This window comes from Giesbergeria sp., assembly GCF_028686475.1.
GTDB lineage: Bacteria > Pseudomonadota > Gammaproteobacteria > Burkholderiales > Burkholderiaceae_C > Simplicispira.
In genome coordinates, this window is sequence record NZ_JAQUCA010000036.1 from 1 (window position 1) to 15,101 (window position 15,101).

The following is a 15,101-nucleotide window of genomic DNA, read 5'->3' on the forward strand; positions in this document are numbered from 1 at the left end:
GTCACGGATTCAGGTAAGTCCTAAAAAACTATGGGGCTTCGCCCCCTCACTGCCTAACGGCAGCGAGCCTCCCCCAACAGCCTTGCGTTGCGTAGGCTACCAACTCAAACAAGGATGCGAACTGCTACAGCCGGGGGGTGTTACCCCCGGCTGGCATCCATGCTGCTGCAATCGCTAGGATTTGTTGAAGCTTTCAGAGCCACGATAGCAACAAAGCCTTCTTCTCTGAGGCATCTGTGAATTCAAGCCTGCTCTTGCTCTTTCGCCAGTAGCAGGGTGTTGAGCAGATTCAGTTCATTGGAGGCCATAAAGTAGCGGTCATCGAAGACCAGATTCAGCTTCAGGGGGCTGACATCACCCACCGTTGCCACCCAAGGGAAGCTTTCGTATTGAGCCAATGGTGGCATGAGTCCTGAGCCGGCGTTTAAGGTCTGGCCTAGTGCCTCCTGCCATAGCGCCGACTCAGAAAGCCAGAACAATTCACCCTCGTCCTGCCTCTGTGTGTGCAGAAATTGGAAGTAGCCAGCTGGCAAGGCAATCCAGGTGTGAGGCGACTTCAGTTCTTTGCGCGTGCTAAATTCGTTGGCCGCTTCATGCTGTTGGCGTTGCAGTAATTTGCGTAAATTCGCTGCTGGATGGCGCAAAACAGGCGGAAACTCTCGCTGCTCTTCAATTGCTTTGAGCTGCCCCATCAACTCTTTCGTGGTTTGGTAGAGCTGGGTTGCATGGCCTTCAAACGAGAAAATTTCTTGCTTTGCGAAGTCGGCCCAGGACTCGACAACGACTGGCCCCGAGAAGCTGATATGGTTGGCTAGACTCGTTCCCTCTTCAGCGGCCACAAGCAACGGTGACAAGCCGCTGGCTACCAAGTCTGTGAGCCTGCGCATGTCTTCGCACCTCGCTAGGGTGCGTTTATCGCTGTCGCGCTTGGGTACACCCTCCAATTTCATACGCGAGAAGATTTTTTGTATGTTGCTTTGGGCTTGAACAGCAAGCGCCTGTAGTTCGCGGTTGCTTCCCTGCACTTTAAAAATTTCTGCCTCACGCACGAACTCCGAGACATGTTGTGACATCAGGCTCATGAGTTCTTCCACACCCACAGCGCCGACTGGTACAAGGGCTAGTTTTTGGCGCAGGTCAGAATCTCCAGTGATGCGCGTCAGGATGGTCGAGCGCAGTGTCACCAGCAGCGTCATTAAATCGAGTGACTGGCGCAGCCACTGCCGCGTATCTCTGCCTTCACTCACCAAATAATCATCAACCAACATCACCAAATGGCGTGGAACGTTGTCGCCAGATACCCACTCGCCGTGCTCGTTCTGGTATCGACCACGACCTCGGTAAATGAGCTGTGCAATTTCCATCAGCCCGGCTTCGACGTTGAACCGGGGCACACTGGCCAAAATCCAGTCTGTTTTCGGGAACGATACGCCACGCGCACCCGAAGAAGTCATCAAAAATACCTTTGCTTGGTCGCGGTTTTGTGGCTCAACCAGCTTTTTGCGTCTCCACCCAGGAACCGACGCATCAAGGATGTGGACGTTGCCATCATGGAGCCGCTCGGAGTCTATTTCGCAGAGCCGCTTTTGCAGCAGGCGCAAAAAAGCCTTGTCTTGGGCAAAGTAAATCACCTGTTGGGCCCCTGCGTCTAGTGCATTCAACACTTCGGTAGCGGCGTTGTGCAACACGGCTTTGGCAGACACACGGCGAATGGCTTGCCGTGGGGTTTCCTGTTGACCAAGCTGCTGCTCCATCTCTACCGATGTCATTTTGACCCGGTAGTGCAAATGCAGCTCACTGGCCGGAAAGCTGTTGGTCATGACGTGCAAGGCTTGACGCCGTTGACGTGCAAGACGCACGGGTGTGGCTGCAACGCGAAACGGCCTGTCACCTTCGGATTTGGAAATCAGCATCTTGTCTGGTGTCCGGTCGCCAGCATTCAGGTAGCGCTCCAGCACTACCTCATTGCACAGCGAAGCGTCTGATACCACCAGCGTCACGGTGAAAGGGCTACGCTCGTCGGCATCTTCAAAGCAATCGATAAACTCATCCGATAGCCACTGCGCCACCGCGTGTACGAACGGAGCACCAGCTCCATCCCCGGTCAATTCATCCACCATGACGACGATGCTGGGTATGCGCTTGGCAAAGGCCCGCCGCTCTGCGCGTCCGGCAGCAGATTTGGCTGCATTTGAGAAGATTTTCGACAAAGCATCGATGGTGGTCTTTTGGTTCGACTGCTGCCGGAAACCCTGCAAAGCCGCTGTCAGCACCAATCGATTGAGCGCTGGATTGCGTGCCAACAGCTCCTTGGAGGTCAGCGCTAGGCCCCTAAGTACCCCCATCAGAGGGCGGTCTTGTACCAAGTCCTCGTATTCTGACAGGGTGTGCTTCATCAGCTTGTGGGCGGAAACATCTGCATCGATTTGCTCTTCTTGTTCCGGCGTTAGCACCAGAAAGCCCGCGTTGTCTGGTTTGAGTAAGTCAGGCACGCCATCAGCCACCACTGTGCATTCGATAAGGCGCTTGGCGGCCAGCCCTTGTTCGGCTTGCTGGTCGTGCCACTTCTGGGCAGCGGCAATTAAGGCGGCATGGGTAGTCAGGGTCAAGATGCCGGTTGGTGCTTTGGTGACCTCGTTTCTGGCCAGACTGTGGGTAACTTCCCGGTTGATGATGACCCGAGGACTGACATAGAGAAAAAGATAGCCATCCTCCTTTTTACCCAAGTGCGTGCGAATGGCGGTTGTCTTGCCGATACCAGGGTTGCCTTCCAAAGCCAACACATTGAGTTGACCAGATTTTGCATACTGCATCCCAGCGATGATGGCGGCGGCGTGCATATCGCGCAGCGAGAGGGTCTCGGCCCCGTGTGCCAAGTCACGCATCGAGGTACCAATGGCTTGACGCGCAGAGCCGCCAAAGTAGTTTTGCAGTTCAGCGCTTTCTTCCACCATAGCCACGGCATCGTCCAGCGAGAACTTGTCGGTTGGGTTGGCGAAATTCGCAATCGTTTCATTGAACTCGAACACGTAGTCCTGACCGGCTTCAGGTTCCGCTTGCAGCGCTTTCATGCCTTTTTTAAGCTGTGCTGGCAGCTTGCCAAGCATACTGCGAAACACTTTCTCTATTTGCTCTTGCAGGCCGAGGTCATCGCCATCGGCCAGCTTTTGGGTCTGGCGGTAGGCTTGTCCTAGCTGGCCCATGAGTTGGCAACGCGGGTCAGCTTGGGCTTGTTTCTCTGGAATAAACCGCGCTGCTAGGCTCTCCAGCCCATGCGGGGTGATGGCCAAGGCTCGGGTGGTGCAGGCCTTTTGTAGCAGTCCCTGCTGTTGCAGCAGCAAGAGCGTCGATTCGGCGTAAGAGCTGGCTTGGCAGAGCTTGTACAGTGGCTTGTCGTAAGAGGTCAGAGCATTCAGGTGGTGGGCCATGTCTGGCGAGAGCTTGAACTGTTCGCCGTCGACTTCTGCCGAGATACGTGCAAATACACTGCGCGAGTCCATCCTGCGCCGATGGCGCATCAGTTCATCCAGATGCGCGCTCTGTTCACGAAAATCTTGTAACTGCGGCGGCATATTGAACGAATACTCCTGCACCAACAGAAAATCATCGCGCTTGCCGGGCGAAGTGAGCCAAAGAGTAAAGTCAGAATTGGCAGGCTGTCCCTTCCTGGACCAGTCGGGATTGAGGCTGCCATGCAGCCCAAACTCTTCGTAAAACGCTTGTCTGGTCTGTTCGCGCACGGCTGCCGCTTGGGTAGACTCGCCCGGTAGGGTGAGCGGACACCAAAGAGCCCGCACTTCTAAGCTGCTGGCAGATTTGAAATGTTCGCGCACTTTGTCGATATAGGTACGCATGGTGGTATAGCCTGTGCCATAGGCCGTAAAGGCCAGATGCTGGGTCGCCGCAGAGACCACGTCTCGCATCGCCAAGTCGGTGATATCGAGATGCAGACACAGCTGTTTGGATATCTCCAGCAGCTTAAACTCTCGCCAGCGCTGCAGGCCGGGGCGGTTTTGGCGGATAAGGTGGGCCTCCAGCAGATAGGCCAGCACGCCGCGCTTGACCAGCACTTCGTATGCTTGGCCCCAATATTCAGCTTGTTTTTGAAACGGAAGTTCGCTCACTGCACCTCCTTGTGCAGAACTTTCGTAACATGGGCCAACACCGCTGGCAAAGACAGCAGTACCGCGCGGCTGCCGCGTCGGCTCATGATTTCAATCTCACCTACTGCACTATTTTTGGTCGGGTTGACCCAGCTGAATGGGTCGAGAACCGGCAGCAGGAGCGATTTTTCTGACGGCTTTTCGCTTTCCAAGAAATGGATGGCACGCAAGATACTGACCAAGGATTTCTGCACCTCACCCGTCTGACTGAGGCCCAGAATGTTCATTTCAGCAGTCTTCGCCGCTTCAATGTTCGTGACGCGCTGCTCAGCATCGTAAAAATAGGTGCAGAAACCCGATTGTGGGCGCTTTTTGTCGTCCCCTACGGCTTTCAAGGTAGCAAAAGTGTAGATGGGCATCACACTACGCAGAGCATCCTGTGCCATCTGTTGATACATTTCTTGGTGGTCTTTGAAATTGACTACCTCGAATCCACTTTCGGCGGCACTACGCCGACGCAGACGGGTTGCTGGGAACACGTCACGGCGCAAGGGATACAAATGGAGCTCAGGAAAACGCTGCATTGCAGCATCAAGAAACTCCAAGGTGCCGTGCGGCGCATGACGTTCGGCCGCCCGCCCGATGTGGCGGTTGCCAAAATGATGCGAGAGCAACATCACATGCCTGTACCCAGCGGCACGAAGTCGGGCTATTTCTTCCAGAATTGGCTGGAGATTTTTGAATTCTTCGCGCTTTTCCAGCAAACGCGAGCGCATGTTTTGGACGCGCAGGGTCGCACCAGCGCAGGTGCGTTCGGCGGTATAAGTGCGGCTGATGAACAAATAGCCATCCGCATCGGTATGTTCTGGATGCGAATCACAGGGCCGCGTGACGTAGGTGACCAGTGCCACCTTGTCCAGTGTCCCGTCAAGGTCAAACTTTATGGGCTGGGCTGCGAGCAGGGCGTTCAAAGCACCAACGCGCTTCCAGTGAAGGTCGCCCGGTTTGGTTGCTATGGTGGTTAGACCTTGTAGCTGGATGCCGCCCTCGCGTGCCAGTGTTGTTTCCAAGGCATGGCTAATCGCGTAGATGGCGGTGTTGGGGTCTTTGGCCTCGTCTTCGCGCTTGGGCTTGCGCCCTGACTGCTGCAAGCGCAGCATACTGATGGAGACGTTTTCCTTGGCGGCACGCACCCGCCGTTGCAACTCCCATAGCAACACATAAACCGTGATAGTGAAGGCGCTAATGCTGGCGGCACGAAGTTGCTCCGACTTGGCTTTTTCAATATCGTTCTTATCTTTTGACAGTTGCAGTAGCTTCAGGTCATACTGGACATCGATGCCGTGGCCTGTGTCGAAGGTGGTCGCTAGGCCAGCGTCTGGAACCCATTGTTGTTCCCGCTTGAGCCATTGAAACGGTACAAACCGAACTGGCAACACGGGTTGCTGGAGCTCGCGGCGCATTGTCACCATCTTGGCATCGCCAGCAATAGCTAAGGAGCGCTCTTTGAGCTGCGTCCGCACTACATAAGACATCAGACTGCCTGGGATGATGGACTCTTGGGAAACAGTGAGGTGCTCAAACCAAGCCACCGCATCTTGGCCCTGCTCGGCTTTTGCCAGGATGTTGGTGTTGGAGGTTAGGCAGTCCAGTGCTTCCAGGTTGAGGATGCCACGATGCACCGATACAGTGAATTTATCAGCCGCATGGTTGGTCTGGTGGATAACTTGCTTGGTTTGGTGACGCAGCAAGTTGACCAATTCGTCGGCAATGCCATCCATAGTGGCGTGGCGCTTCTCCAGCTTGTCCTGCAAATACACAAGTATCTTTTCAGGGTTGTCTTGGAGATATTTGGCAATTTGCTCGGTAGTGGCCTCGATATCCACTGGCGACGGATGGTCGAGCGAATCCGGAACCACGAGAAACAGAAACACCAGTTCGGCTATCTCCCGGCGCACGTCAGAGTTGGCTTTTTCTGAATTTGAGCGATGGTTCTCAAGTTGCTCTTCGAGCCGCTCCCGAATCTGGTCTAGGCGTGAGAGAAAAGCCGATTTTCCTATATGGGGGTTGTCACCATTGACCCGGAAGCGGTAGGAAACTTCACGTTGCGTCGCGGACTCGGTGCAGGTCTCAAACAGCTGTGCTGAACACTGTACCCATACGGGCAGGCAGTTATAAAAAAACACTTGGCGCACATACCCGCCAAGTTGAAAAATATTGGATGCCCCGTAGGTGCTGCTGGGATTCAATTCGATGGAGACACCCCGAACACCCGCAAACATCTCGAAACAGGTTTTGATTCGAGCCACGTAGGCTTTGAATCCAGACTTGTTGCTTTGGGTGGCCAGCGCCTCCATCAGATTCATCATCACCTGAAGCCGAACGCGGGACAAGGCACCATCGTCAAGAAATTCAAGGAATTGGCGAATTTGGTCACCCGGGCGATGGCGTCGGCCCATGATTTCGCGCACAGTTTCTTCGATGTCTTCCTCATCGGCATCTTGCTTATGCAACTGGGCAGCAATGCCATTGCAAAGCGTCACCAGTCGGTCTGGGCCTTCCACGGTCTCGATGGCGGTCAGTACCTTGCCAATGTCCTGGCGGCGCTCATCGGCTTTGCGTTCGTTGGAGGCAAAAACGACTGGAACCAGGGCTGCGTTTTGCGGAAGCAAAGGCAGTTTTTCATTCACTGTATGTGCCATTAACTGCAAGGCCCTGTTCAGGGATGGCACTGTCAAGCAGGACAGGTCAACTCCCTCTAGCACCTTATCCAGCACAGCAGAGGTAGCGTTTTGTAGCTTCTCTATGCCGCGCGTATTTGCGCTGTCTGAGCCGTGCAGCAGTCGCCCACCGACTCTGGCAGTGGTACCGTGACGAGGCATGGTCAAGTCACGCACGAATCCAGCAGCTGCACTGGGTGTGAATTGCTTTATGAAATCTTCGTCATCATAAAGGCGCATCAGCACGCCCCGGGTGTTGATGACGAGCTTAGAGCCGTCAAAAGCCACTAAAGGCAGTGCTGTTTGTGGGGATTTGTTGGTGGGAGCCAGTGCCTTGGCCAGCAGTTCCAGCAGTGGCGCAAGATGGAGCGAGGGCGCGCTGGCATTAGCAGCCAGCCTCGCACCGCCCCGCATAGAGGGCTTGGTGGGGGACATAGGTCGGATTCCTTTCTTGGCAGGTAGTGAGCCACTTCACGCCACGAGCAAACCTAAGCTTGTGGGTGGATTTCAAAATGGAGTGTTTCAGTTTACCAAGTGCGCGAGAAGCCTCTCGGGGTTCAGCCCGGAGAGGATGTCAAGCGGTACTACCGCTGGTTGTCTGCATCTGGCTCTGCAAAGGCTTAACGGATTGCGTTTGGCTCCCCCTTTTTCGGCCACGGGGGCGCAGAGTTTAGTTGACTAAACTTTGCTCCGCGGTAGGTGCTTGTTCAATTGCAGCCATCTCGAGTAGCTCTTCCAGTCCTTTGGCGAACGCATCACGCTGTTCTGCCGATACTGTGATGGTCAACTCAAAACAGTCACCAGACTGCTTGTAAACGCCGTTGGCGTACCTGATGGTCTTGCCTGTGGGCTTGGTTTTTTGGGCGTTTGGATTCAGGAAAGTTTGAACCTGATTCGTTAGCCAGCGCTGTGTTTGGTCTTCGCTCGCGTACTTGTTCGCAAGAGCAACCGTTTTTCTGATGCCAGCTTTATCGTAGAGCTTCGCAAGTTGATACGCCTCCGTAGCACCGAACTTGGTCGGATGGATACGAACAATCTCGAGTACATCTTCGGGTAGTTTTGCGTAGGCCCGGTAAAAGCTCATCATGGTCTTTGAGAGCTTGGCCCTGCGGGCAATCTCTGCCGCCGTCTCCCCAGCTGCAATGAGCTTTTCATAGAACATGGCCCGGTCCAGGTCACAGTGCTGAGACCTGCCTTCGTTTTGCTCGTAACCGAACCAAGCAGACTCTTGCAGGCTAAGGTTGGGGTGAATCTCTGCGAGCAAGGTATCGAATACCTTGTGTTCACGGCATGCCTGAACACGAGTCCAACCGTCGCAAATGATAAAACGACCAGCAGCGGACGGATTGGGTATGACGTGTATGGGGTCATGCTGACCCTGAACGCGCAAGTCTTCAGCCCGGTTCCGAATCATTTCCGGTGTATAGACTTCACGTGGTGCCAGAGGATTGGGGTCAATCAGGTTGACATGGACCGTGGTCAGCTTGCGGCCCCCATTCGAGGTCTCTGCCGAAGCTGCTTTATCTTGGGTTTCTATAGGGGTAGGCGTTTCATCATGGGCAACAGGACTAGGAATGTCTGGAAGTTCGTACACTGGTGTCGCAGGCACCACGGCACCGGACTTGATAAGGCCAGACAGTTTTGGAAGCGGCCTTGACATCATTCAACTCCTGCCGGTAGGCCAGGCATAGTGATACCGTAGCTGTGGATAAGGCTCTTGGCTACATCAATGACGGCAGCGGCACCGATGGAAATCGATTCGAATTCCACCAGAGGCCCAGCATCTTCTTTTGCCGCCGCACTGAGCTGGCGCGCAAATCCGGAAAACTGTGGAATGATAGAGTCATTGAGCATACTGCCATACTTTGAGTACAAAAATCCCATTGATTCGCGCACGTGTTTCAGACTTGGGTGGTACTTGTTGATAACAACTTCCATCCCGATATTTGCACCGGTGATGGCCTTAATTTCAGCAAGATTGGAGGCAAGGGAGTCCAGCGCCCGCAGGCAGCTGCCTTCTGGCTCGACCACAGTCAAAACCTTGCCGGACTGTTTGGCAGCAAAAGAAAAAGCCAGTCCAACGGGCGTGGTTCCCGGTGCAGTGTCGACTACGATGACATCGTAATGCTGTGCGAAGAATGTGCTGTTTCGGTTCAAGAACAACTCAGCGCGCGTGTGGCTCGACAGGACAGCGACCAAACTGGCATCAGTCTCTGCCAAAGTGATGTCGGCTGGAATCAAATCTAAGAAGCCGCCTTCATAGATGTGCTTGATGGCACCAGGAAGGTCTTCATCTGGTGCATTGCTCGGCTTTTTCAGGAAATGGCCTATGTGTAGTATGTCGGTTTCATAGATGGCGGTCTCTATTCCCAACAGATTCGAGGCAGACGCTTGCGGGTCTGCGTCAATCATCAGTACGCGGTAGCCCATCATGGCCATGGCTGCGGCGACGTTCACGGAAATACTCGTTTTTCCGACACCTCCCTTGGTCATTCGGGTGACAATCACCGGCGGCAATTTGGTTCGCAAAGGAAGCTGGTCGATAGCCGGTGGTTCGATACCTGCTGCCCGATACTTGGCAGCGCGAACGTCCGATGGCCTATACCGCATGTGGTGCTGTCCTGCCGGCTTCTCGCGTCCACAGAGTTCATGGAACTTTTTTGCAGGCACGTTGAGACCAGACAGCGAGAGTGCTACCGACGTTTTGAAATCAATTGCTCGAGGCATCACTATCCCACGTTGTCAACATAGGCTGTAGCATACCTTTGGAACAATACTTTGCAAGTTTTTTTGTAATTTTTTATAAAAAACTATAAAACAATTCAGCTGCAGCCTGGCCGCAGATGTCCCATGAGAAGCTGGCAGGAGATAGCTCACCACCTCCCTTCACTGCCAGAATTTGGATGTAAAAACGGTCAGTCTTGCTGGCCAACCTCTGCATAATCGAGTACTCCAGCAGGCCAAGTGGTGGCCGTGATGCCGCTGAGTGCCGTGGCAATCCGCTCCTGCAGTTGCCGCTGTAAGTCAGAGACCTTGCCCTCGACGGACCCAGTGAATTTTTTGAATGCACCTGAGACAGTTTGGCGCAAAGTGAAGTCCATCCGACTCATCACTTGCAAGAAGGCCAACACCACCTCCCCTTCTGGATGCTGTTGCCCGATGACTAAGTCCAACCATTCAATCAAGCTCTGTGAGAGTGCAATACTGCCCAGCCCCTCATAGGTCTTGGGCCACACGGCTTGGGGATTTTTCTTCAATCCTTCAACAAGCCCAGCGGGGCTCAAGCTGGGATGGATTTGGGTTGGTGTTCCAGCATCATCCGCAGCAATCCAGAACAACGGTGTCGATGGCGGAGGCTGCCAAGTGGGTTCGCTCTGCTCTATCTGGTCTTCAGATTGCTTACGCAGAAATGCTGGAATTTCCCAATCGTCCATGCCACCCGAGGACAGCGCATCGACCTTGGCGGCAGCTTGGTTGCGGTTGGTACGCCAGACAGTAGGAACGGCCGTGCTATAGATTGGCGCATCGACAGGATCACCACTTTGTAACGGTGCCATCGAGGCTGCCAGCACACTACCTTGTCCGCCCCAGCCAGCAGCCAGCATACCTTTAACCGTGCGGATTTCTGGCATGTCCAGGGCCTGCTGGCCTTCGGCACGCGTCTTGACCAGAATCAGGCTGGTGTCATCGGTCACCAGCTGGTATTTTTCTGCGAGTGTCGGCAATTGCTTTTTCAGTACCTTCGGCACATCCTGCGCATTGCGTTTGAGCTGCCAATAGCGGTGGTTGGCCGCTAGGCGGGCCAGGGTGTTGGCTTCATCGGTAATGAATTCAGCTTGGACTTGAGCCAAGCAAATTTCTTCTTGTATGCCTTCGACCCGCCCCAATAGGCGCACATTTTGGCTGAGCAGTTCCGCACTGTGCGTATGCAGGCGCACAAAAACCGTCACGTCATCCCCGTCAAACACGTTTCTTGGAAGGTCGGAGGCGGCGTGAATGCGGCAACCTTGTGGCCATTCGACCCGACTCTGGGTTACCACTGGGGTACGCATACGCTGGTAGAGTCGAAGGATAGCCGGTTCCACTGGTTCGCCAGGGGCGACAAATTCACAACTGCCGCCAGTTTCTTCGGCCAAGCGACGCAACAAAACTTCGGCAACGCTGGCACCAATGCCGACCACAAAGAAGCGATGTTTCGACTGGCGAGCAGTTTCTAGCACGGTGTCGATAGCCTGGATTTCGCCATCCGTGATGAGCAAAACAGTTTTGTTTTCTGCGCCTGGCAAAGCCAAGGTGGAGAGAATCGCGGCATTCATCTCCGTGCCACCCAAGTCAGCTTCTAGCTGCTGCGCCCAGCGCCTGGCGGCGGCCAGAGCGGCAGGAGCACCTTTCCACATCGCTTTACTGCGATGCTCCACAGTGTTGCCAAACCGACTGAGGCTGAAGCGGTCGCGCTCTTGTAAGCCATCCAAAATACGTTGCAGGGCGCTGCGGGCAGCTTGAATACTGTCGCCATTCATCGAACCACTGCAATCGACCAGGATTTTCATGGCAACCGGCAGGGCTTGGTGGCTCGGCAGCTTGGGGGTGAAGTTGGCCATCACAACACCCAACCCAGCGTCGAAGCGGTCCCAAGCTGCCAGACCTTGGCTAGTATGCGGCAATTGGTCAAACACCAGCACGAAGTCACGGTCGAGCCAGGCTTTGGCAGCGAGGCTGACCTCGGTCGTAAACCTCTCTTGGGTACCCACGGCAGGCATTGACCGGATGGCCACTTGATGGCTTGGTGAACCGATTTTCGCTTGAACCAATTCACCCTGGATAAGCAAGCTGATGGCAAACGGGTACACGACGGTGGCGCTGACCTCTGGTACAGCATGGGGTTCATAGCGCCCATCACGAACAGCATTACCATAACGCGGGGCGATAGTCGTAGGTAAGGTGAGGCGTAGGCAGCCCTGTTCAGGCTGCAGAATTTGGACGTAGTGCAGGCGAATGATGCAAGACTCCCCTTGCAGCAAATTACCCAGCTCTAGCGTATAGCTGTGGTCATGGTTGACGCTCACCAAAATACCGGTGTTGCCCTCGGACAGTGCTTCTTCGTAGTCGGCCCGCGCTTTTCCCTTGGCTTTGACCTGCCCAGTGAGGGTTTCGCCGTTGAGCTCGACTTCCAAGCCCAGTAGCACGGCGCGCCAGGGCAAGGGGAAGGTATAGACCACTTCGACATTGGTCGGCTCAGGGTTTTTGAAGCGTTGCTCTAGCGTCATGTCCAACATACGCCCCACCACTTGCCCCTTGGCGTTGACGCTTTTCAGAACCAGTTTTTTACCTTTTCTCGTTTCGCAGACCGCGTTTCTCATGTTTTTCTCCTGGGTGTGTGGCAAATCGTGCAGGCGCAGTGACATTTCCATGCCCCCGTGGTGGACTCACGCCTGCGGTGTTTTGGTTTGGGCCTCGATGGCATCGAACAAGGCCATAACGCCCTGGCTTAGTTCTCGCACCTGCTCGGGTGTCAGGCCAGCACGGCTGGGCTCAATCACCAGCTCAACGCCATCCGCTATGTGCAAGCGACTGACCACTTCAAGCATTCCACGGCGTTTGGAGCGTGCAGGCACTTCAGTTTCTTGCCCTGCCAGTAGCTCACGGATGCGTTCGAGTGAGAGGCCGGCGGCTGTCCACTTTTTGATAAGTAGCAATTGGTCGAGGTGTTTCTGGCCATAGCGTGCTGCACGGGTCTCGCCTTGCGGACGCTCGACTAACCCTTGCTGCACGTAGTAACGCACCGTGCGGATAGGCATATCGACCAAGGCGCACAGTTCGTTGAGCAGGTAAGTAGGTGTCATGGTTTTATATTAGCACACTATTACTGTCTTAATAAGTGTTTATTTATGAGTGGTTCTGAGGTGCTTCTTGTGTAGGCTGTACTGTCTGATGCGGCGGCTGAACAGCCCCAGGAAGTAGCAGGGCACAAAACACCTAAAATCTATTCAACAAAGCATTCATAAATCTATTCAAATTGATGATGACAAACCATCTGGACAAACTCTATCGGCTTTTGTCCCAAGGCCCACAAAAGCCGCGCCGGTTGCTATCCGAGTTGGGCATTAGCCAATCGACTTTGTCGCGTTTGCTGGCAAAGTTGGGGCCAGAGGTGGTGCGCTTGGGTGCGGCCCGTGCGCTGCAATATGCGCTGCGTGACCGCCATCGTGGGGTGGAAAATGTGACTGTCTACCGTATCAACGCTAGCGGGCAAATCCAGCCGCTGGGTGTTTTGATTGCAGTACGCCCAGAAGGCTTTGTCATGCAGCAGGATGATGGTGTTGGTATGCACAGCGATAGCCTGCCTTGGTGGCTGCTGGACATGCGGCCCCAAGGATTTTGGGGCCGCGCTTACGCCCACCGCCATGCTGCTGCACTAGGGCTACCGACCCAGATTCAACATTGGAGCGACACTGATGCCTTGCGGGCGCTGCTGTTGCATGGCCACGATGCGGTAGGAAATTTGTTGCTGGGTGACAGCGCCCGGGCGCACTTTCTCATGCAAGCTGCCCCTGAGCCTATCGCAGAGGCAGATAAAGCGGCCCGCTATGTGTACATCGCCGAACAAGCTACGCAGGGGGATTTTCCGGTCTCTTCTGCGGCTGGAGAGCAACCTAAATTCACCGCCTATGCCCACACTCCTGTTGGCCCTCGGCATGTGCTGGTGAAGTTTTCTCTGGCTCAAAGCAATCCAATTACCCAGCGCTGGCGTGATTTGCTGTTGGCGGAACATTGGGCACTGACTACCTTGCGCGAAGCCGGCATCAACGTCGTGCAAAGCTGGGTACACGACCACAACGGCCAACGCTTTTTAGAAGTAGAACGCTTCGACCGGGTTGGAGCCGTGGGGCGACGCGGTTTGATGTCACTTACCGCGTTGGATGCAGAATTTATCGGCAAAGCGCACCAACCTTGGCCGGTGCTGGTACATGAACTGGCGCAGCAAAAAATAGTTCACGCTGATGCTGTCGAAAGCACGCAAGCCCTGTATGCCTTTGGCCGCCTGACGGGCAACACCGATATGCATGCCGGCAATCTCTCTTTCCTCAACGACAACGGGCAACCTTATCCACTGGCCCCTGCGTACGACATGCTGCCAATGGCATTTCAGCCCCAAAGTGGTGGCGGATTGGGCAGCGCCCTGCCTCCATTGGATTTTCACCCCAGTGTGGCTGCACGGGTATGGCATCGCATTTTGCCGGTAGCACAGCGTTACTTGGATAAGCTACGCAGCGAACAACGATTTTCTGCCGACTTTGCTCCTTGCGTGCAGGCGCTCACGGCACAGCTGGAACAAGCCAGTCAGCGCATTGCCTTGCTGGGCTGAGACGGTGACAACCCATTGAAGTAGTGCTTCAGCGAGCAACTTGCCGAACTTTGGTCACGATTTCCGGTAAAGACCATGCCCCACCGGGAGCAAGCAAGCGGCACATGCCTGTAGAAGAAGATTCAGTGTGAACGAATTGCCGACCATCCCATGTCCATTCATCGGATGACCAGCAGTCTCCCAAGCCGCGCCCCTTGTGTGTCGCGGAAATGGTTCTGTCATTGAAATCGGAGCCCAAGGTGGTCACCAGAATAGGATTGAAAGCCACACTGTTATCAACCACCCAGTACCCATGACCGTTGTTGTACGCACCACTCCAGCATAGCGTCGAAGCCAGCAGCTTGCTTGCACTCAGCCGTATCACCGATACCGCGTTTTGGCCGTAACCTGTGGCCTCAGGGTCTGTCAGGGCTGGGCAGGCATCGTCTTTGTCAAGGGTCTTTGCCAATGATTTCCGTAAGGCTTGCGCTTGCTGGGTCTGTAGCAGGCGGTCGCGGCTCAGGGCTTTTTCCAGCGGTGCAGCAAGCACTTCTGGAACGGGCAACGGGGGAAGTACCTGTTCTTCGCCTTTTGGCCCTTTGCGCATGAGTGCGCCCTGGGTTCCGATGCGCCCTTGGTATTCGTCCATCTTCAACAGTACTGCAGCCGCACCTTGGTTGGACAGCTCCCACCAGTTTTCACCATCCGTCCAATGAATTTCACTGGTACCCTTGAGTGCCGCGATGAGGGCCGCCACCTGCTTGGCCGACAAACTGGACACCATTGAATTCTTATCAAAGCGCGTTTTCCCCAGGGTCTGCTCGTTTATCGACATGGAGAGGCGAAAGACGGTAGGCAACTTGTCCACCACCGCGTTCTCACCATACTAGCCCACCATGACTTCGCCGGTCACAGCTTCCTGAATCCGTGACA

General features: G+C 54.8%; 7 protein-coding genes and 1 pseudogene. 1 reads left to right on the forward strand and 7 read right to left on the reverse strand.

Annotation, left to right across the window (positions count from 1 at the left end):
• Positions 1-242: 242 nt before the first annotated feature.
• From PHX60_RS15095 to PHX60_RS15120, 6 genes and pseudogenes are all read right to left on the reverse strand, one after another.
• A complete protein-coding gene (locus tag PHX60_RS15095) occupies positions 243-4,124 on the reverse strand; it encodes a hypothetical protein (protein WP_300079418.1) in 3,882 nt (1,293 codons plus the stop codon).
• Positions 4,121-7,258: a hypothetical protein gene (locus PHX60_RS15100; protein WP_300079420.1), complete on the reverse strand. Its 3,138-nt coding sequence runs from the start codon at positions 7,256-7,258 to the stop codon at positions 4,121-4,123. Before PHX60_RS15100 ends, PHX60_RS15095 begins: the two co-directional genes overlap by 4 nt.
• Before the next feature lie 235 nt (positions 7,259-7,493).
• A complete protein-coding gene (locus PHX60_RS15105) occupies positions 7,494-8,486 on the reverse strand; it encodes a ParB/RepB/Spo0J family partition protein (RefSeq protein WP_300079422.1) in 993 nt (330 codons plus the stop codon).
• Complete coding sequence (locus PHX60_RS15110) at positions 8,483-9,550, reverse strand: ParA family protein (protein ID WP_300079424.1); 1,068 nt, start codon at positions 9,548-9,550, stop codon at positions 8,483-8,485. Before PHX60_RS15110 ends, PHX60_RS15105 begins: the two co-directional genes overlap by 4 nt.
• Before the next feature lie 1,388 nt (positions 9,551-10,938).
• A pseudogene (locus tag PHX60_RS15115) lies at positions 10,939-12,234 on the reverse strand (VIT domain-containing protein); the annotation flags it as partial.
• A 15-nt stretch (positions 12,235-12,249) separates the two neighbouring features.
• A complete protein-coding gene (locus tag PHX60_RS15120; RefSeq protein WP_300079428.1) occupies positions 12,250-12,666 on the reverse strand; it encodes a helix-turn-helix domain-containing protein in 417 nt (138 codons plus the stop codon).
• Between the two features lie 176 nt (positions 12,667-12,842).
• Here PHX60_RS15120 and yjjJ point away from each other — a divergent pair, with 176 nt between their 5' ends.
• A complete protein-coding gene (yjjJ, locus tag PHX60_RS15125; protein WP_300079430.1) occupies positions 12,843-14,189 on the forward strand; it encodes a type II toxin-antitoxin system HipA family toxin YjjJ in 1,347 nt (448 codons plus the stop codon).
• 28 nt (positions 14,190-14,217) lie between these two features.
• On the opposite strand, the gene PHX60_RS15130 is transcribed toward yjjJ, so the two are convergent.
• Positions 14,218-15,039, reverse strand: coding sequence for a DUF1176 domain-containing protein (locus PHX60_RS15130; RefSeq protein WP_366144395.1), 822 nt, complete (start codon positions 15,037-15,039; stop codon positions 14,218-14,220).
• Positions 15,040-15,101: the final 62 nt, after the last annotated feature.

What these genes read in the sequence shown, in the direction of transcription:
- PHX60_RS15110 (WP_300079424.1), bottom strand. Translation starts at nt 9,550, where the DNA reads ATGCCTCGAGCAATTGATTTCAAAACGTCGGTAGCACTCTCGCTGTCT.
- PHX60_RS15100 (WP_300079420.1), bottom strand. Translation starts at nt 7,258, where the DNA reads ATGTCCCCCACCAAGCCCTCTATGCGGGGCGGTGCGAGGCTGGCTGCT.
- PHX60_RS15120 (WP_300079428.1), bottom strand. Translation starts at nt 12,666, where the DNA reads ATGACACCTACTTACCTGCTCAACGAACTGTGCGCCTTGGTCGATATG.
- yjjJ (WP_300079430.1), top strand. Translation starts at nt 12,843, where the DNA reads ATGATGACAAACCATCTGGACAAACTCTATCGGCTTTTGTCCCAAGGC.
- PHX60_RS15105 (WP_300079422.1), bottom strand. Translation starts at nt 8,486, where the DNA reads ATGATGTCAAGGCCGCTTCCAAAACTGTCTGGCCTTATCAAGTCCGGT.